The sequence below is a fragment of the Cellulomonas sp. URHD0024 genome, from assembly GCF_000426185.1.
In the GTDB taxonomy this organism is placed as follows: Bacteria; Actinomycetota; Actinomycetes; order Actinomycetales; family Cellulomonadaceae; genus Cellulomonas.
In genome coordinates this window covers 251,841-269,529 of the sequence record NZ_AUEW01000008.1, presented here as the reverse complement: position 1 = coordinate 269,529, position 17,689 = coordinate 251,841, and the positions used below count along the sequence as shown (strand labels likewise).

Genomic DNA, 17,689 nt, shown 5'->3' with positions numbered 1-17,689 from the left:
TTCAGGAAGCTGGTCGGCCAGCCGCCCGCCGAGTACCTGACGAACTGGCGCCTCACCGTCGCCCAGGAGCGGCTCCGCTCCGGGGCGTCCGTGGGCCGGACGGCAACCGCGCTCGGCTACGCGACGCCTGCCGCGTTCTCCCGAGCGTTCACCCAGGGAATCGGGTCCTCGCCACGGGCCTGGCTGGCGGCCTCGGAGGACCTGGCTCCCGCGTAGGTCGAGGCGGACGGGCTAGCCCCACGAAGGCTCGGCCTTCGGGCCAGAGCAATAGCTCACCCAGGGGCGGAACGCGTGTCGATGTCCTCGTCACGATGCGCGCCCGGCCGCGGTCAATCCGGCGTGCAGCTCGACAACGACCGATACGCCGGATCTGACGGCTCGCCTGCGGTCCGGGTGGTGAGTACCACGGCTTCGCCGGGCAGCGCGCCCGCGAACCAGACGACGTGCCGACGTGCTCCCGGCCGCCAGCTCGCGCACCAGGCAGCGTCAGGGTGGAGGTCACGGCAGGGCACCGCCCGCCACGGCGGCCGACGTCGGACCGGCCGGCGCGTGATGCCAGATGGGCCGTCGGCGATGATGTCGGCCATGGAGTACGTGTCCAGGGTGCCCGGTCCGCCGCTCGACGGGCTGATCGACGATCTCTACTACTTGGACGGCGCGCCGCCGTACTCCCGACTGATGCTGCCGGCCGCGCCGGCCCCGTTGCTCATCGTCAACCTCGGGGCGCCGTTTCTCATCCGGGCTGGCACCGATCCACAAGCCGTGGAGTACACCGACGGCTGCGTGGTCACCACGCCGACCCGCGCGTGGGAGTTCAGCTACCCGACTCCGACCCGGTCCGTCGGCGTCCACTTCCAGCCGTGGGGGTTGGCCTCGTTCCTCCCGATGCCGGCGGCCGAGCTGACCGACCGGCCGGTGTCCGTGGCGCGGACGTGGGGCCCGGTGGCGACTGCTGAGCTGCGCGACCGGCTGACCGCGGCGGACGAGCCGCACGAGATGCTGGCGCTGCTCGAAGACGAGCTGACGAGGCGGTTGCGCGAGATCGACGGCCTGGACCTCGTACGCCACATGGGTAGCGCCATCGCGGCGACCGGTGGAGCGGTGCCGATCAGCGACCTCGGCGTCACGAGCCGTGCAAGCAGCACCTATGTGGCGAGGCGGTTCAAGGCGATTGTCGGCGTCACGCCGAAGCGGCTGGCTCGCAGCTACCGCTTCACCTTCACCGTGTTGGCGATCGACGTCGCCGGACCGATCGACTGGGCTGACGTCGCCGCCCGCGCGGGCTACTTCGACCAGGCCCACTTCGTCCACGAGTTCCGCGAGTTCACCGGGCTCACGCCGACCCGGTACGTCGAGGTCCGGCGGCGATTCCTGCGCGATCATCCCGACCACGCGCTGGAGGGCTGGCCGCTGCCGGCCGAATGATTTCGTACAAGAGCGATCGCTCACGGCACGCAAGACTCGGGACTCCAACAGAGGAGGAACCCGTGGGAAGAGTGGTCATGAACGCGTCGGTCTCCGTGGATGGCTTCGTTGCGGCTGGGAACGACGATCCCGGTCCGCTGTTCGAGTGGCTGGTCAGCGGTGATGTGCCGTTGGACGACGGCGGCGTGCTGAAGGTGTCGCAGGCGTCCTACGACCACATCCGGCCCTACTGGGACCAGGTCGGGGTGACCATCGCCGGCCGCCACGTCTTCGACATCACGGACGGCTGGGACGGGACGCCGCCGGGCGGGATCGACCACGTCGTCGTCGTGACGCACCGCCCGCAGCCCGAGGGCTGGGATCCCGAGGCACCGTTCCACTTCGTCGACGGCATCGAGGCGGCGGTCGCCAAGGCGCAAGAGCTCGCGGGCAACCGCATCGTCGAGGTCGCCGCCGGTGACGTCGGTGGCCAGACGCTTGCCGCGGGCCTGGTCGACGAGGTGCGCATGGACGTCGCGCCCGTCGTGCTGGGGTCCGGCAAGCGCTACTTCGGGTCGGTCGACGGGCTGCACCTGCTGGAGGACCCCGACCTGGTTGTCCAGGGCGACCGGGTGCTTCACCTGCGCTATCGGGTGCGCCGTTGACCGATCGGAGTCGTACGCCAAGAAGTCCAACTGCGCCGGCACGACGGCGGATCGGGTCGTGCTGCACGCCCGCTCTCGTGTGATGCGAACCTGTCGCGTCGTGAGTTTGCACGGTCACGGCGAGACGTTGAGGGTTGTGCAACCTGTGGAGCACTTCCCCGGAGCCGACCGGCAGCCCCGACGAGGTGACGCACGACACGCGAACGAACATGTTCGTAACGAACGGGTTCGGTGTACTGTTCCACGTATGCCGAACCCCGGAGGAAGCCGCCGCGACCGCCCCGCGAAGCCTGCGCTCTCGCTGCAGTGGATCGTCGCGGAGACCATCGCGATCATCCGTGCCGAAGGACTGGAGCGAGCCACGATGCGCCGGGTCGCGCAGGCGCTCGACACCGGGCCGGCGTCGCTCTACGTGTACGTCGCCAACACCGCCGAGCTGCACGCGGCGGTCCTCGACGAGCTGATCGCGTCGATCGAGCCGAAGCCGGGCGACTGGCTGGCGCGTCTGGAGTCGGTGCTGGACGCGTACGCAGAGGTGCTGTTCACGTACCCCGGCCTGGCGCGCTCCGCCCTCGTGCTGCGACCCACCGGTCCGCACGCCGTCCGTCTCTACGACCGGGTCCTGGGACTGCTGCTGGAGGGCGGCGTCGCGGTGCAGCGAGCCGCGTGGGGCGTGGACCTGCTGCTGCAGCACGTGACCGCGACCGCGGCCGAGCACAGCGCTGCCGCACCGAACGAGGTCGATGCACCACCTGACGGCGCGGCGCAGATGGACACGCTCCGCCGGGCCCTTCGTGGTGCGGACGCGGCCGAGAGCCCCCACGTCGTCGCACATGCCGACGCCCTGCTGGCCGGTACACCGGCGCAACGCCAGGCCTGGGCGATCCGAGCCCTGGTCCAGGGCATCGCCACCACACCCACCGAGTCCTGAGCCGACTGTCCCGATCACGACCAAGGAGCACACCATGAGCACGCACCACCCGATCGCGATCATCGGCGCCGGCCTGGGCGGCCTGACCGCGGCCCGCGTCCTGCACACGAACGGCGTCGCCGCCACCATCTTCGAGCTGGAGCCGAGCCGTCAGGCGCGCGTCCAGGGCGGGATGCTCGACATCCACGAGTACAACGGGCAAGAGGCGATCCGTGCCGCCGGCCTGTGGGAGCCGTTCGCCGCGATCGTGCACCCCGGCGGTGAGGCCATGCGCATCCTGGACCACACCGGCGCCGTCCTGCGCGAGGAGGAGGACCAGGGGCAGCTCAGCCGCCCGGAGGTCGACCGCGGCCAGCTGCGCGACCTGCTGATCGACTCCCTTCCCGCCGACGCGATCCACTGGGGCTGCAAGGTCACGGCCGTGCGTCGCGTGGAGGGCGTGCCGGGGCGCCACGAGGTGCAGTTCGCCGACGGCGAGTCGATCACGACCGACCTGCTCATCGGCGCCGACGGCGCCTGGTCGAAGGTGCGTCGCCTGGTCTCGGACGCCTCACCGGCCTACACGGGCATCTCTTTCATCGAGGGCGATCTGCACGACGCCGACAGTCAGCACGCCGTCGAGGCCGAGGTGATGGGTGCCGGCATGCTCTTCGCGTTCCGGGACAACACCGGGATCCTGGGGCACAAGGAGAGCGACGGAAGCCTCCACTTCTACCTCGGCGTGCGGGCCTCCGAGGACTGGGTCGACACGATCGACTTCACGGACGCCTCCGCGGCGAGGTCGAGCGTCCTGGCGATGCTCGACGGCTGGTCCGACGAGCTGCGCGGTCTGGTCGCCCACGCCGACGGTCCGCTGCAGCCTCGGCGTATCCACGCCCTGCCCGTCGACCACTCCTGGCAGCCGGTCCCAGGCGTGACGCTGCTCGGCGACGCCGCGCACGTGATGTCGCCGTTCGCCGGCGAGGGCGCCAACCTCGCCATGTACGACGGCGCGCTCCTGGCCCTGGCCGTCGTCGAGCACCCCGGCGATGTGGAGACGGCGATCGCGGCCTACGAGACAGCGCTGTTCCCGCGCTCCGCCGAGGCTGCAGGTCAGTCGGCGAGCAGCCTGGACCTCATGTTCAGCGAGGGCTCGCCGCGCGCCCTGGTCGAGATGTTCGCGGCCTACGACGCACAGGCGGAGGCTGCCGAGGCCGTGGCGCCATGACCGTGTACGCACCCGCCATCGCGGTGGTCCTGGCGAGCACCCGCCCCGGGCGCAAAGGAGAAGACGTCGCCCGCTGGGTGGCCAGGTCGGCCCGTGCGTGGCGGCGGCGGTAACTCGGAGCCGATCGCGCCTAAACGCTCAGGTCCAAGGCGATCTGGAACCACACCGTCTTGCCTGCGGGACCATCGGCACCGCACGAGGTGCGTGGACCTGGGCTTGCGGAGACGATCCGCCTGCGGACTGGACGTCGCGGGCTAGCATTTGCGACGGGAGCGGACCTCAGCCGCCGTGTGATGGAGGTGGCCGGTGGATCGCGATCACGCGCACGACGGGCTGGTCGCTCGCTTGCTGGAGGCGATGCCGGCAGCGATGTTTCTGGTGGACGACGAGTGGCGGTTCAGCTACGTCAACTCCGCCGCGGAGGCGCTCTTGGGCGCGACGCGCGCGAAGCTGCTCGGCGAGTGCCTGTGGCGGTGCTACCCCGCCATCGTGGGAACGGACTTCGAGCGGCACTACCGGGCCGCGGTCGCGACCGGTGAGCCGGTGACGTTCGAAGCGCCCGGCTCCTTGAATGGTGAGACGGCCTACGAGGTGCGCGCCTGGCCAGGCCCGGACGGCCTGGCGGTGTACTTCCAGGACGTCACCGCCCGCCGCCAGGCCCAGCTGCACGACGCTCGCGAGGCCCGGCGCGCGGCTCTGCTCGCCGAGGTCACGTCCCAGCTCGCGGAGGTCCTCGACATCGAGCAGGGCCTGAAGCGCCTGGCCCGCCTGCTGGTCCCCGAACTTGCGGACTGGTGCGTCGTGACGTCCGTGGACGGGCACGACACCGGCCGTGCGCGTCTGGTCCACGAGGTCGCCTGCGCCCACACCGACCCGGCTGTCCTGCCCCTGGTCGAGCGGTACGTCAAGGCCCGTGGCGAACCCGCCGTCGACAACCCTCACGTCAAACGCGCGCTACAGTCCGGCGAAGTCATGGCCGTGCCCGCCGGCTCCGCCGCGAGCATGGGTGCGAACCTGCCGCCCGGGGAGGCACGCGACCTGCTCGCCCAGCTCGCCCCCGACAGCGGCCTGATGTTCGGTCTGCGTGGACGCGGCCGCACCACCGGCCTGGTCACCATGTTCAACTCGGCCGGCCGTGGCGGCATCAGCCCCGAGGACCTGACCCTCGCCCAGGAGATCTCCACCCGCGCCGGCCTCGCGCTCGACAACATTCGCCTCTACCACCAGCAGCGGCGCGTCGCCGAGGGCCTGCAGCTGTCCCTGCTCAGCGCACCTGCGCACCCCGACCACGTCCAGGTCGCCGTCCGCTACGTTCCCGCCGCCGAGGCCGCTCACGTCGGCGGCGACTGGTACGACGCCTTCATGCAGGCCGACGGGCACGCCGTGCTCGTCATCGGCGACGTCGTCGGCCACGACCTGCGCGCGACCGCCGCCATGGGGCAGTTGCGTTCCAAGCTGCGCGCGGTCGCCGTGGCCACCGGCGCCGCACCCGGCGACCTGCTCACGCGCGTCGACCAGACCCTGCGCACCCTCAACTCGCGAGCGATCGCCACCGTCGTCGTCGCGCAGATCGAGCCGCCCGCCGCCGGACCCAGCACCGGCCCGGCGACGATCCGCTGGTCCAACGCCGGTCACCCGCCGCCCATGCTCCTGACCCCCGACGGTGCCGTCACACGGATCGAGAACGCCCGCGCGGACCTTCTGCTCGGCGTACATCCTGACACCGACCGGCAGCAGTCCACCCTGGAACTCAGCCAGGGCGCGACCCTGCTCCTGTACACGGACGGCCTCGTCGAGAGCCGCACCCAGTCACTTCAGCCGGGCCTCGACCGCCTGAGCGCGACCCTGGGCCCGCTTGCCGGACTCGAGCTCGAGACGCTCTGCGACCAGCTCCTAGCCGAGATGCTGCCGCCCTACCCCCAGGACGACGTCGCCATCCTCGCCATCCGCTTGCGCCCGACCGCTGACGGCTCAGGACATCACCCGCTCGAACCGTCGCCGACACCGTGGTCCGAGGGCTAGCCGAGGTCGGTTCAAGGCGACCTACGGGCTCACCCCCGAGACTTAAGCCGCATCGCGCTGTCGGAGCCTGCCGGCACCCGCTGAGAATGCATCGGCAGTGCCGGGCCACGGCGCGGACCTCGTCGTGCCCTCAACCGTCAGGCGCTCGTGAGGCGACCGTAGACGTACATGTCCTTGTACTCGTCGCCGATGAGCTCCCATCCGCGCAGCAGTCCTTCACGCTCGTACCCGCAGGCCTCTGCGGCGAGCCATGACCCGATGTTCCACGGTTCGACGAACAGCTGAAGTCGCCGGAGGTCGTGGAGCGAGGTCGCCCAGGCGGTCCCACGATCTGCGATGGCGAACGAGTAGCCGGCGCCCTCCGCGAGGCGCCCACGCTGGCGCTCGATGTACGCCGCCACGGCATCGGCGTCACCGTGAGCCGGAACTGTCGTGATGAGTGGAATCAGCGCGTCAGAGACCACAGACATGACGACGTCCTGATCGCCTTCCCGGAAAGAGCGGAGCTCCACCTGGGACCCTTCAAGTCGCGGCATCGTCGTGGGTAGCACGGGCCTCATCGTTTCTGGATCATGGCCGAGCAGCAACCAGCCGGTTCAGGCGCGATGCAGGCAGGCGCCGCGGCCGGATCAGACGCTCGGAGGTACCTCTAGCGTCCGGTGACGCGGAACTGGTCGCCGGTCGGGTCCGCGAGGATCGTCCAGGCGTCCGGTCCGGCGGCGTGCTCCGCGATGACCGTGGCGCCGGCGCGGACGAGCCGGTCGATCGCGGCCCTCGAGTCGTCGGGGGCCGTTGCAGCGTGCCGAACCCCGAGGAAGCCGCCGCGACCGGCGGGAGCGTGGCGTCCGACGCTACCCTGCGCGGATGGCACTCCTGGGTCCTCTCGTCGCGTACCCGCCCACTCCGCGCGACGCGGCCGGTGAGGTCTCCGAGCGGGCGCTCGCAGCACTCGTCGACCGGGCGGTGCGCGCCGGCGTCGACGGTGTCGCGGTCCTGGGGTCCACCGGCGGGGCGGCCTACCTCGACCGGGCTCAGAGGTGTCGGGTCGTCGAGGTCGCCGCTGAGGCGGTTGCCGGGCGAGTGCCGCTCGTGGTCGGCATCGGCGCAACCACGACCCAGTCTGTGCTTGCGCACGCCGATGACGCGGTACGGGCGGGCGCGAACGCCCTGCTCCTGCCGACCGTGTCGTACCTGCCACTCTCGGACGACGAGGTCGTCGGCCTCTATGCGGACGTCACGCGTGCGCTCGACACGGCGGTGTGGGTCTACCACAACCCCGTGACCACCAGGTTCGCCTTCAGCATCGAGACACTGCTGCGGGTCGCCGCGCTGCCGGGCATCGCCGGGGTGAAGGACCGAGGGAGCGACAGGGCCGATATCCAGGCGCGCGCCGGTCGGCTCCTGGCCGAGGCGCCGACGGTCGAGCTCGGATTCAGCGGCGAGGTGCTGGGCGTCGAGGGTCTGCTGGTGGGAGCCCGGACGTGGCACTCAGGCCTCGCGTCGGTGCTGCCGTCCGTGTTCGTCGCGATCGCGCGAGCGGCGGTCGTCGGCGACCGCCAGGCCGTCGACAGGCTTCTCGCCGACGTCCGGCCGGTGGCGGAGATCGCGCTCACGGAGGGCGGCCCTCGGGTGGTGCACGCCGTCGGTCAGATCCTCGGTCTGGAGACCGGACGCCTCCCGGCGCCCCTGCTGGAACCTGGAGCCGAGGTTCTCGCGCGACTGGAGGATGCCTTGACTCGGATGCAGAGATAGGTCCTGAGCGCCAGCGCCGACCAGCCGACGGACGGGCAGCTCGACACCGCCCAGCCAGCTGACGGATCTCGTGCGGCACCCGGTCCAGGGGCACCGGACTCACGCGGTCACAGCTCACCCGCCCACTTGACCGGAGCCGTGAAAGCTAGACGATCGACAGCGGGATCTTCCCCGTGATGTCGCGGATGCCCGCGCGTGCGGCGGCGGCGACGTGGTCCGGCACGTCGATGTCCGAGAACTGCACGTCGAGCCAGGAGCTGAACCGCTCCAGCTGCAGTGCACGGTCCAGCATCTCGGCACCGTCCTGCTCGGTCGGCGAGGCGAGCGCGACACCGCGCCCGACCTCTTTCCCCTGGGCGTCGATCTGCTGCAGGAGTCGCATCCCCGGCCCGTCGGTGCGCACCGGGAGTGCGTCGAAGTCGCTGGTGAGCTCGAGCTTGAGCGCGGGAAACGGCAGCGTGTCTTCCGGGAGCCTGACGTAGCGGAACGGGTCGGCCAGCGCGCCCGGGTCGGCGAGGAGAACGTCGATGGCCTGTCGTCGCTGCGCGCTCACGTCGTTGTCGACCTGGGCGATGAGGGCGGGGATCGCCGTGTCGCCCTCGGACCGCTCCAGGAGATCGCGGTATCGCTCGGTGGTCCGCCGTGACCGCTCCAGGAGCGCACGGAGCGAGTCGCGCCACGGCACGACCTCGGTGCTCGTGTCCCACGCGTCCCAGGTCGCGGACGGGTCCTCCGCCTCGTTCGCGAACGGCGGGGGTCGCGAGGCGCCCAGCGCCACCTCGGCCAGGGCACTGGCCCGGGCCGACGGAGAGGCATTGAGCCCCTCGCGCTCGTAGTTGCCGATGAGGCACCAGAGCGCGAGCCGCTGGATCCTCGCGGTCGTCGAGAGGGGTTCGACCTCGAGCGGGTCCACGCCGGCGAACATCGAGCCGAGGTAGTGGAAGAAGCGCCAGGACTTCGCCTGCGGCAGCTCCGATTCGAGCAGGAACAGCACGAAGCGCTGCATCGCGACCGGACCCTGGTCCCGCTCGATGGCGGCGGTCTGCGCGCACAGTGCGGACACCTCGTGGACGAGCCGCGGAGGGAGCGACGCGGTCCCGGGGCCGCGGACGAGCTGCTCGATCCCCGCGTACCCGATGGCGGTCGACTCGACGTAGAGCCGGAACTGCTCGTCCGCCGGCCGGTCGTCCACAAGGTAGACGCCCGGGCTCGCGGCGAGTGAGCCGGACAGCAGCTGCTCGCGCGTCAGGTGCGGCAGCGAGGGGGTCACGGCCTCGATCCCGAGGTCGTCGCTCCACGCCGCGAGCACCTCGTTCCGGTCGTCGTCCGAGAGCCCGAGCCAACGCACCAGAGGCATCGGCAGGCACGTCCCGGGCAGATCCCGCACGGTGGTGAAGATCAGGCTGCCGTTCGCCACGGCCTGCAGGCGGAGCCAGAAGATGTTGCTGCTGTACCCGCTGATCAGGAAGTCGTGGAAGTGGCGGACCTCGTGCTGGAGCGTGGAGCGCAGGGCGATGGTGTTGAAGTCCGCCTGCGACCCGTCCGCGCGCTCGGCGCCGTCCGTGTCCCGGAGATACCGGAAGAACTCCTGGAGGTTGTCGCCCGACTCGAACGAGAGCGAGATGCCGACGAAGCGCGGGTTGAACGCGCCGTACTCCTGCTGCGACGCGGCCCCGATCATGGCAGGGCGGCGAACAACGGCGTCAGGGCCTGGCGCAGGTCGTCGACCGTGACGTCCTCAGACAGCTCGATCGTGACGCGGCCGATCGAGGTGGACATCCGCAGCGTCTGCGTCCGCGGGGACTTCCGGCGAGCCCACCAGGTGTGCAGCGACTCGGCCAGCTCGGCGGCGCTCTTGACGACGGCGACCACGATCGCGAGCTCCGCGAGCCCGAACTGCTGCTCGGTGTCGTCGCGTGTCGGCTCCACCGAGAGGATCTGGAGCGACGACCCGTCGAGCGCTAACGCCCCGACGGACTCTGCCTCGCCTGTGATGGCAACGCGCATGCGATCGGCCCCCATGCTGGTTAGCAAACGTCGCAAACTCGTGTGGAGCGCGTCCAGCCTGGCAGGGAGCCGAGCACACTGTCTACGGACAGGCGCGCGTCCGCCGCGCAGCGGCCCTGAGGCGCCGACATCGACGTACACGTCCCGGGCGCGCACCGGTGGTGAGTGGGTACTACTACCCGCTGCGACAGGTGCCTCCGGTGCTCGGCACCCGCGTCGAGGGTCCTCCTCGAACGTGAGGAACGCGCCGCTAAGGGAGATCCGCGGCAAGCTTCTGACAGATCCGAGCGGCACCCTCGGCGTCCATGTGCGCGGTGACCAGGGCGCCGATCAGGGTCACGGACATCAGCGCTGCCCGGTTCGAGGCGTCGGCGCGCTGCGACTCGGTGCGGGCGGCGCCGCGCAAGGCGTTGGCCAGCGCGTCGACGATGGCCTGGCGGTAGGCGAGACCGGCCCGGCGGACCTCGGGATCGTGCGCACCGCGCTCGGCGACACCGTTGACGATCATGCAGCCACGCATCGCCAGGCTCGGGTCGCTACGAAAGACCGTGGCCAGCGTGGTCAGGTACGTGACCAGCTCGGCCCGGCCGGCTCCGGGCGCGGACATGGCGGCCAGGGCCGGGTCGATGTTGCGGGTCTTGTAGCGGTCCAGGCACGACTCGTACAGGGCGTGCTTGCTGCCGAATGCCTGGTAGAGGCTCGAGCGGGACAGGCCGGTCGCGACCTCGAGGTCGGCGATCGACGTCGACTCGTACCCCTGCTCCCAGAAGACGTCGACGGCCGCGTCCAAGACCGCCTGCTGTTCGAACTCCCGGGGTCGGGTCACGGCTGCCTCACGGGTTGACAGGTTCTGGAACGGTCAGTCTAGTATGCCACTATCATATTGGAACGATCAGTTCAGAACAGAGGCGACATGTTCGACGAGCACACGGCCGCGCTGAAACGCCTGGCGGTCAGCGGTGGCCACCTCGCCTATCTCGACGTCGGGCCTGTGGCGGGTCCGCCGGTGCTGCTGCTGCACGGCATCCCGACGTCGTCGTGGCTCTACCGCACGATCGCGGCCCGGCTCGCCGCCGACGGGCTGCGCGCGGTCGCGCCCGACCTGCTCGGGTTCGGCGCCAGCGACAAGCCGGCCGGCCGCGACCTGTACGCCGCGCGACAGCAGGCCGACCGACTCCTGACGCTCGTCGACCATCTCGGGCTGTCCCAGGTGACGCTGGTCGTGCACGATGCGGGCGGGCCGTGGGGCTTCGAGCTCGTCGACCGGCACCCCGAACGCGTGGCGGGGCTCGTCGTGCTGAACACCACCGCCTACGCCGACGCGTTCACCCCGCCCCGGGACATCCGCGCCCTCGGCGGCCCGCTCGGCCCGGCGATGCTGGCGATGATGCGCTCGCCGCTGGGCAGGCCGATGGTCCACAAGATGGTGGCCGGCTTCACCCATGCCGGGAAGTCCCTCGATCCCGCCGTGACGGAGCCGCATTGGCTCGCGCTACGCGACGGTGGCACCACAGCACTTCGGGCGTTCGCCCAGGACCTGCCCGCCTTCACCGCCGAGTTTCCGCGGTACGCCGCGGCGCTGCGACGTCTCGACGCTCCGGCGGCCGTCGTGTGGGGCACGCACGACCCAGTCCTTCGCGCCGACCGGCTCGTCCAGCGGTTCGTCGACGACCTGCGACTGGACGCGGCTGACGTCCACCTGCTCGACGGCGCCAGCCACTTCCTGCAGGAGGACCGACCTGACGACATCGCCGAGCTCGTGCAGCGCTTCGTCGTCGATCGCGTCGTCCCGGGCCTGGCGGCGTAGTCCAGGCCAGCTTCCACTCAGGGAGATCGTCTCGTTCCGCGTCGGGACTGATCGACCGGCGAGCACGCACGGCGGGCGACCTGTGACCCGACGAAGGAACGCCGGCCGGCCCGTCAGATCGGGCCGGCCGGCGCACTTCACCTGCTGCGTCTCATGAGGAGGCTGTCACCCCTCGTCACGGGTAGCTGAGCATGTAGGCGTTGTTCGTGCCGCTGTTCACCCCCGGGCCGGTGCCGTTGATGACGTGGGTCATGTTGCCGACGCCTCCGAGCGACACGACGGCCATGTTCTGGAAGCGCACGTTCGGGTTGTTCACGGGCGCCTCGAAGGTGTTGAAGAGGGTGATCGACGGGTCCGCCTGGAAGAACACGTAGCTGCCGAGGCCCTGGCCGAGGAACGAGGTCACGTTGTTCGCGACCTTGATCGACGGGTAGCCCTGGGTCGAGCCGTTCATCCACGCGGCCTGGTTCGGCGGGTCGTACGGCTTCTCGTTCTGGAAGAAGATGATCCGTCCGCCCTGGCCGTTCCAGATGACCTCGTTCTTCTGGTAGTGCTCCACGAACAGGCCGGTCGTGAGCACGTTGTTGCCGTTGACGACGAGCCCGGTGTCGGCCGTGTTGATCGTCCAGCCGACGGTGCCGCCGTTGCCGTGGTCGGCGCGCCACATCCACGTGTGGTCGACGATCGTGTTGCTGCTGTTGACGACCAGGGAGTTGGTCGCCTTGCCAGCCACGCGTCCGCCGATGCGGAAGAAGACGTCCTGCACGGTGACCGGGTTGGCGGCGCGGCTCGTGCCGATGCCCGCCGTCGTGCCGATCGTGAACAGCGAGTTGCTGTTGGTGGTACCGGCGTCGATGAACAGGCCCTTGACGCGGACACCGTCGACGTCGCCGACCGAGATGGCCGTGACGCCGCCCTGCGGGACCAGCGTGGCGTAGCCCATGCCGAGCAGGACGGTGTCGGGCCGGTTCACGACGATCGGGGCGCTGAGGTTGTAGACGCCCGGCGAGAACACGACGTGGCAGCCACCAGCGATGCGGTCGTTGATCGTCGCGACGCTGTCCGACGGACGTGCCACGAACACCTGGCTGAAGCTGACGGACGTACCCGGGGTCGGCGCGCCGACGGCCCAGCTGGGACCGTTCACGTTCGTGCGCAGGCTCGGCAGGAACAGGCGGTACTCGTTGTTGGCGAAGTAGATGTACGGGACGTCACGCGAAGCCGGCGTGGCGCCGACGTTCGTCTGGTGCACTCCGCTGGGCGAGGTGGAGAAGTTCGTCGCCGGAGCGCCGTTCACCCCGGAGAAGACCATGTTCCAGTTGGAGCCGTTCCAGCTGCCGAAGGTGCTGTCCTTGCTGTACCACTGCTGCTGGGACGCCGACACCACGGAGCCCGTGACGCGGGTGTCCGAGATGTAGCCACCCGAGGACCAGCCGTACGACGCCGGGAACAAGTCGAGGCCGCCGTTGACGTTCATCCGGCGGAACGGTGCGGCCTGGGACACGCCCCAGCGGTTGCGCCCACCGTTCGTGTTGATCGTCATGTTCTCGGCGCTGCGCCAGAAGTTCTGCGTCGCGTTCCCGGCGTCGCTCGCGTTGAACGCGTCGACCGTGACGGCACCGTTGATGGTGACGCCGTCGGGGTTCTGCGCGAGACCCTGGATCGAGGTGTTGAAGCCGATGTTGGCGTACACGTTGTACGACCCGGGCTTGAACAGGAGCGCGTCACGCCGGTCGTGGAACTGGTCGGTCTGCGTGTTCTTCTGGGCCTCGAAGACCTCGTTCAGCGACGTCTGGATCGTGGCGTCCGGCGTGCTGTCCTCGAAGATGCGGACGTTCGGGCCGAAGTCGGGAACGGTCGGCTGGGAGGCGCAGGCGGGGGGAGGCGGAGTTTCGCCGACGTTGACCTGGAAGTCCCAGAGCGAGTAGCCGTAGCCCGTACCGCGGATGGTGCCGGTCATGCGCACGTAGCGCCCGCTGCCCTTGACGGTCAGGGTGTCGATGCCGCCGTCACCGGTCGTCGTCGTGTAGAGGTTCGTCCACGGGCCTGTGGGCGAGTCGCTGGACTGGACCTGGTAGGAGCGGCCGTACGCCGCCTCCCAGTTGAGCACCACGCGGCAGATGCTCTGCGTGGCGCCGAGGTCGACCTGGACCCACTGCGGGTCGGAGGCGGCGCTGGACCAGCGCGTGGTGGTGCTGGCGTCGAAGGCGCTCGAGGCGGGGGTGCCGCCGTTCTCCGTCGACGAAGCGGACGAGGGCTTGTTCAGCGCCGAGTTCACGCCCGTGTTGCACGTGGGGGGCGGCGGCGGGTCGCCGGCGCCGAAGACCTGGAACTCCCACAGCGAGTAGCCGTATCCCGTCGCGCGCTGCGTGCCGTTCATGCGGACGTAGCGGCCGGAGCCGGTCACCGCGAGGGTGTCCACGCCGCCGTCACCGGTGGTGGTCGAGTAGATGTTCGTCCACGGTCCGGTCGCCGAGGAGGAGACCTGGATCTGGTAGGCGCGTCCGTACGCCGCTTCCCAGTTGAGGACCACCTGGTCGATGGCGACCGTCGCGCCCAGGTCGATCTGGATCCACTCCGCATCGGAGAAAGCGCTCGCCCAGCGGGTGCCGGCGTTGCCGTCGACCGCGTTCGCCGCGGCGGTTCCTGCGTTCTCCACCGAGGAGGCCGTCACCGGCTTGCCCTGGGAGATCAGTTGGCCAGCGGCGTGCGCGGTGGAGACGAGCGGCGTGACGGTCGCGTACGACAGGAGCATCGCAACCGCGGTCAACAAGATGATGAACAGACGTCGTGTCAGCGGCTTGGGCGCCACGAGAGTGGCGGTCCCAGCAGATCGGGCCATGGTGACGCTCCTTGAGAGGTCGCAGAAGGCTGAGGGATGCGCCGCAGCGCTGCTGCGGCAGGGAGGGGCCGGGCGTGCAGGGGTCAACCTGCGTGCGAGGGACGATCACGACCTTGTGAGTCCGGTGCTGTGCATCAGGAAGGGGCTGCGCTGCCTCGTCCTGGTTGACTTACTGACAGGACAGTAAGTGGATTTGTCCGGTTGCGCCAGAGGGCGAGGCAACCCTGTGCCCGTGGATCGTCCGATGTCGACGCCAACGAACGACGTTCAGCGGCGGCCGACCTGCGTGCCTCTCGGGCAGCGATCTCGTCGTCCGTGGTCGCGATGACCCCGCCAGGTGTCAGGGCGCAGACCAGCACGAGAGTCATCCACTCGGGAGCCGGCACCCATGGCGGCAGCACACCGATCAGGTAGACCGCCGCAACGCGACCTGGATCGCCGCGACGGTCGGCAGCACCAACGTCCAGAGCAGCATCGAGCTCACGTGGCGTTGCACGTCATCCGGAGGGCGGCCCGCCCACGGCATCCCACAGAAGCTCGCCCGGGCCTGCGACCTTGCCCATCCTCGCGGGGCCGTCGACTTGAGCAGGTCACAGGATTGGAGGCGCGAACCGCAGGTGGCCGGATCGACGACGACACCGTGCGGCCGCGCGAACGCCCGAGAGGCGTCCGCGGTGCGTGACCAAAGGTGGGAGCGTGGTGCCCGAGCACACGGCGTTCTAAGCCAAGTTCCTGAAGGGGCTGGTGTCCGTCACGCGAGCCGGAGAAAGGGTGTCGTGGGGCCGCGGAGGGGCAGCCTCGTCAAGGAGGGCAACGTCGATCGAGTCATGGAGCGACAGCCCGTATCCCAGCGGGAAGAGCGGGTCGTAGCCAGCGTGGCCGGCGTTGAGCTCGAATTGCCATGGGCTCCGCGGCCAGCTGTTGGGCAACCGACCCGTGAAGTCATGACGATTGTCGCCTTGCACGAGAAGATCAACGATTCCCGCACCTTCGGTTCCGGGCAGCCATGCGGCGACGAAAGCGTCGGAGCGGTTGATCTCGCTGTTGACCCAGAGGGGTCGTCCGCTGATGTAGACCGTGATCACGGGAGCTCCCAGGCCGCTGACGCGGTCAAGCACGGCGAGGTCTTCGGGGTACAAGAGGGAGGCATCCAATGAGTGGTCGCCCAGGTCGCCGCCGAACCCCTCGGCATAGGGAATCTCCCCGAGCACGGCAATGACGGCATCAAAGTCAGCCGGGTTCGCGCTTTCTCCCGTCTCGTCGAAGACGACGCTGCTGTCACCGAGGGCGTCGCGCAGGCCCGTGAGGACTGTGCTGCTCGCAGGGAAGTCGGCGTTGCTGTTTTCGTTGCCCTGCCAGGTAAGGGTCCAACCGCCGGTCTGATTCTGCACGCTGTCGGCGCTCTTGCCGACGACGAGAACGCGAGCGCTCGGCGCCAGCGGTAGCACATTGACCCTGTTCTTCAGCAGCACCAGCGATTTACGCACGGCTTCGCGCGCAAGGTGCGTGTGTACAAGGGCAGAAACGTCGCCGGCGAAGGGACGCCGGGACGGCTTGGGAGCGTCCATGACCCCGGACCGGATCTTCACTCGCAAGATGCGAGTGACGGCGTCATCGAGCCGGCTCATGGGAATCTCACCGGACTCGACCTGCTTCAGAGTGTTGGCGATGAAGCTCCGCCAGTCCTCCGGAACCATGACCATGTCGATCCCGGCATTGATCGCCTGAGCGGCGCGGTCGTCAGCGCAGCCCTCGACCTGGCCTACTCCGTTCCAGTCGGAGACGACCAAACCGTCAAATCCCATCGCCTCCTTGAGGATGCCGGTGAGGAGCCGATAGCTGCCGTGCACCTTGCCCTCAGGAGCGTCGGGGCCGTTCCAGCTGTTGAACGAGGCCATGACGGTCTGCACGCCGGCGGCAAGGGCGCTGATGTAACCCTGGCCATGGACGTTGCGCAGAACGTCCTCGGACACCGTGGCGACGCCCTGGTCTACACCGCCGTCCGTTGCGCCGTCGCCGATGTAGTGCTTCGCGCACGCGAGCACCGAGCTGCCGACCGGGTCGGGCAGGGAGTCACCCTGCAGGCCACGTACGGCCTCGTAGCCGTAGGCGAGCACGATGCTCGCGTCCTCCGAGAAGCCCTCGTAGTTCCGGCCCCACCGATAGTTCTGCGGGACGGCCACGGTCGGCGCGAACGCCCAGTCCTGGCCGGTTGCGCGAATCTGTCGCGCCGTCGCAGCCGAGATGCGGCGTACGAGCTCCGGCTCGCGCGCAGCACCCAACCCGATGTTGTGCGGGAACACCGTGGCGCCGTAGGTGTTCGCGTGGCCGTGAACGGCATCGCTCCCCCAGAGGACAGGAATGCGTGCCGCCGCGTTGCCGTGCACGGAGGCCTCCCAGAAGGCGTCCGCCAAGTCGAGCCAGCCCTGAAGCGAGGCGTGCTTGTCGTCCCCCGGCCAGGCGCCACCCCCGTTCAGCACCGAACCGATGTGGAATGCGCGAACCTCGTCCGGGGTGATCGATCGGATCTCCGGCTGCGTGATCTGACCGACCTTCTCCGCCACGCTCATCGTGGCGAGCAGCGCCGCGACTCGGGACTCCACTGCCTCGTCCCGCGGGACGCTGCTCCGTACCTCGGGCCAGTCCGAGTAGGTGGGCAGCGTCTCGGGGATACGTGCTGTGCCGTCGGAGTCCAGCTCGGGCGTGCCCACCTGGCAACGCGCTCGTTCGCTCGCTGGCTCTATGGGAGCCCTCAGGCTCAGCACGGCCTCAGTACTGTCTGTCGCGGTCATGGCGCCAGTCTCGCAAAATGGCGGGCCTCGCCTTCCATGGAGTCGGATCGTGGATTCTTGTGCGACGTGATCCGTGGCGGGGTGCCGTATTCGCGGCCGTCGGAGTTCCGGCGCAAGGTGCGTGATCTGCGTGCTCCACGCCGACGGGGGCACTTCCTCGGTCACCGGTCGGGTGAATACCAGTGCTGTATCTTGTGGGCGCTGCACCGGTGGTTGCCTGTCGCGTGGCTGGTCGCGTCGAAGTCGTGCACCGTCGGCAA

General features: G+C 69.7%; 15 protein-coding genes. 8 read left to right on the top strand and 7 right to left on the bottom strand.

Features of this window, described 5'->3' with window-relative positions:
- From I847_RS0110375 to I847_RS23150, 6 genes are all read left to right on the top strand, one after another.
- On the top strand, positions 1 to 216 hold a 216-nt coding region (locus tag I847_RS0110375), incomplete at its 5' end, for a helix-turn-helix domain-containing protein (RefSeq protein ID WP_028049636.1).
- A gap of 369 nt (positions 217 to 585) precedes the next feature.
- Positions 586 to 1,425: a helix-turn-helix domain-containing protein gene (locus tag I847_RS0110370; RefSeq protein ID WP_028049635.1), complete on the top strand. Its 840-nt coding sequence runs from the start codon at positions 586 to 588 to the stop codon at positions 1,423 to 1,425.
- Positions 1,426 to 1,487: 62 nt separating this feature from the next.
- Positions 1,488 to 2,069 (top strand): dihydrofolate reductase family protein, encoded by a 582-nt coding sequence (locus I847_RS0110365; protein WP_028049634.1) that lies wholly within the window; start codon positions 1,488 to 1,490, stop codon positions 2,067 to 2,069.
- 247 nt (positions 2,070 to 2,316) lie between these two features.
- Complete coding sequence (locus I847_RS0110360) at positions 2,317 to 3,000, top strand: TetR/AcrR family transcriptional regulator (RefSeq protein WP_028049633.1); 684 nt, start codon at positions 2,317 to 2,319, stop codon at positions 2,998 to 3,000.
- Between the two features lie 34 nt (positions 3,001 to 3,034).
- On the top strand, positions 3,035 to 4,207 hold the full coding sequence (locus I847_RS0110355; RefSeq protein ID WP_028049632.1) for an NAD(P)/FAD-dependent oxidoreductase: 1,173 nt from the start codon (positions 3,035 to 3,037) through the stop codon (positions 4,205 to 4,207).
- Positions 4,208 to 4,513: 306 nt separating this feature from the next.
- Entirely contained in the window at positions 4,514 to 6,229 is a 1,716-nt protein-coding gene (locus I847_RS23150; protein ID WP_051274755.1) for a SpoIIE family protein phosphatase, read from the top strand.
- 137 nt (positions 6,230 to 6,366) lie between these two features.
- On the opposite strand, the gene I847_RS26170 is transcribed toward I847_RS23150, so the two are convergent.
- Together I847_RS26170 and I847_RS26715 are read right to left on the bottom strand one after the other, a co-directional pair.
- Positions 6,367 to 6,699, bottom strand: a complete 333-nt coding sequence (locus tag I847_RS26170; RefSeq protein WP_231384165.1) for a GNAT family N-acetyltransferase — start codon at positions 6,697 to 6,699, stop codon at positions 6,367 to 6,369.
- A 179-nt stretch (positions 6,700 to 6,878) separates the two neighbouring features.
- Positions 6,879 to 7,100 carry a VOC family protein gene (locus I847_RS26715; protein WP_155856106.1) on the bottom strand — a complete coding sequence of 74 codons (222 nt, stop codon included), beginning with the start codon at positions 7,098 to 7,100 and terminating at the stop codon, positions 6,879 to 6,881.
- Between I847_RS26715 and I847_RS0110340 the strand changes: the two genes are divergently transcribed.
- Entirely contained in the window at positions 7,094 to 7,981 is an 888-nt protein-coding gene (locus I847_RS0110340; RefSeq protein ID WP_028049630.1) for a dihydrodipicolinate synthase family protein, read from the top strand. The two genes, I847_RS26715 and I847_RS0110340, sit on opposite strands and share 7 nt — an antisense overlap.
- Positions 7,982 to 8,126: 145 nt before the next feature.
- Here the strand turns inward: I847_RS0110340 and I847_RS0110335 are convergent, their stop codons facing one another.
- The 3 genes from I847_RS0110335 to I847_RS0110325 all read right to left on the bottom strand — a co-directional run bounded on the left by I847_RS0110335 (position 8,127) and on the right by I847_RS0110325 (position 10,814).
- Positions 8,127 to 9,662: a hypothetical protein gene (locus I847_RS0110335; RefSeq protein ID WP_028049629.1), complete on the bottom strand. Its 1,536-nt coding sequence runs from the start codon at positions 9,660 to 9,662 to the stop codon at positions 8,127 to 8,129.
- On the bottom strand, positions 9,659 to 9,988 hold the full coding sequence (locus I847_RS0110330; RefSeq protein ID WP_028049628.1) for a hypothetical protein: 330 nt from the start codon (positions 9,986 to 9,988) through the stop codon (positions 9,659 to 9,661). Before I847_RS0110330 ends, I847_RS0110335 begins: the two co-directional genes overlap by 4 nt.
- Positions 9,989 to 10,238: 250 nt before the next feature.
- Positions 10,239 to 10,814, bottom strand: a complete 576-nt coding sequence (locus I847_RS0110325; protein WP_028049627.1) for a TetR/AcrR family transcriptional regulator — start codon at positions 10,812 to 10,814, stop codon at positions 10,239 to 10,241.
- An 87-nt stretch (positions 10,815 to 10,901) separates the two neighbouring features.
- On the opposite strand from I847_RS0110325, the gene I847_RS0110320 reads away from it, so the two are divergent.
- Positions 10,902 to 11,795, top strand: coding sequence for an alpha/beta fold hydrolase (locus I847_RS0110320; protein ID WP_028049626.1), 894 nt, complete (start codon positions 10,902 to 10,904; stop codon positions 11,793 to 11,795).
- Between the two features lie 175 nt (positions 11,796 to 11,970).
- On the opposite strand, the gene I847_RS0110315 is transcribed toward I847_RS0110320, so the two are convergent.
- Positions 11,971 to 14,637, bottom strand: coding sequence for a discoidin domain-containing protein (locus I847_RS0110315; RefSeq protein WP_081680749.1), 2,667 nt, complete (start codon positions 14,635 to 14,637; stop codon positions 11,971 to 11,973).
- A gap of 719 nt (positions 14,638 to 15,356) precedes the next feature.
- On the bottom strand, positions 15,357 to 17,348 hold the full coding sequence (locus tag I847_RS23145; protein ID WP_051274752.1) for a glycoside hydrolase family 3 protein: 1,992 nt from the start codon (positions 17,346 to 17,348) through the stop codon (positions 15,357 to 15,359).
- Between the last annotated feature and the right edge of the window lie 341 nt (positions 17,349 to 17,689).

Excerpts from the sequence above, each read along its gene's own strand:
- I847_RS0110360 (WP_028049633.1), top strand. The coding sequence starts at position 2,317 with ATGCCGAACCCCGGAGGAAGCCGCCGCGACCGCCCCGCGAAGCCTGCG.
- I847_RS0110335 (WP_028049629.1), bottom strand. The coding sequence starts at position 9,662 with ATGATCGGGGCCGCGTCGCAGCAGGAGTACGGCGCGTTCAACCCGCGC.
- I847_RS0110370 (WP_028049635.1), top strand. The coding sequence starts at position 586 with ATGGAGTACGTGTCCAGGGTGCCCGGTCCGCCGCTCGACGGGCTGATC.
- I847_RS0110320 (WP_028049626.1), top strand. The coding sequence starts at position 10,902 with ATGTTCGACGAGCACACGGCCGCGCTGAAACGCCTGGCGGTCAGCGGT.
- I847_RS0110330 (WP_028049628.1), bottom strand. The coding sequence starts at position 9,988 with ATGCGCGTTGCCATCACAGGCGAGGCAGAGTCCGTCGGGGCGTTAGCG.
- I847_RS0110315 (WP_081680749.1), bottom strand. The coding sequence starts at position 14,637 with ATGGCCCGATCTGCTGGGACCGCCACTCTCGTGGCGCCCAAGCCGCTG.
- I847_RS26170 (WP_231384165.1), bottom strand. The coding sequence starts at position 6,699 with ATGTCTGTGGTCTCTGACGCGCTGATTCCACTCATCACGACAGTTCCG.
- I847_RS0110340 (WP_028049630.1), top strand. The coding sequence starts at position 7,094 with ATGGCACTCCTGGGTCCTCTCGTCGCGTACCCGCCCACTCCGCGCGAC.
- I847_RS0110355 (WP_028049632.1), top strand. The coding sequence starts at position 3,035 with ATGAGCACGCACCACCCGATCGCGATCATCGGCGCCGGCCTGGGCGGC.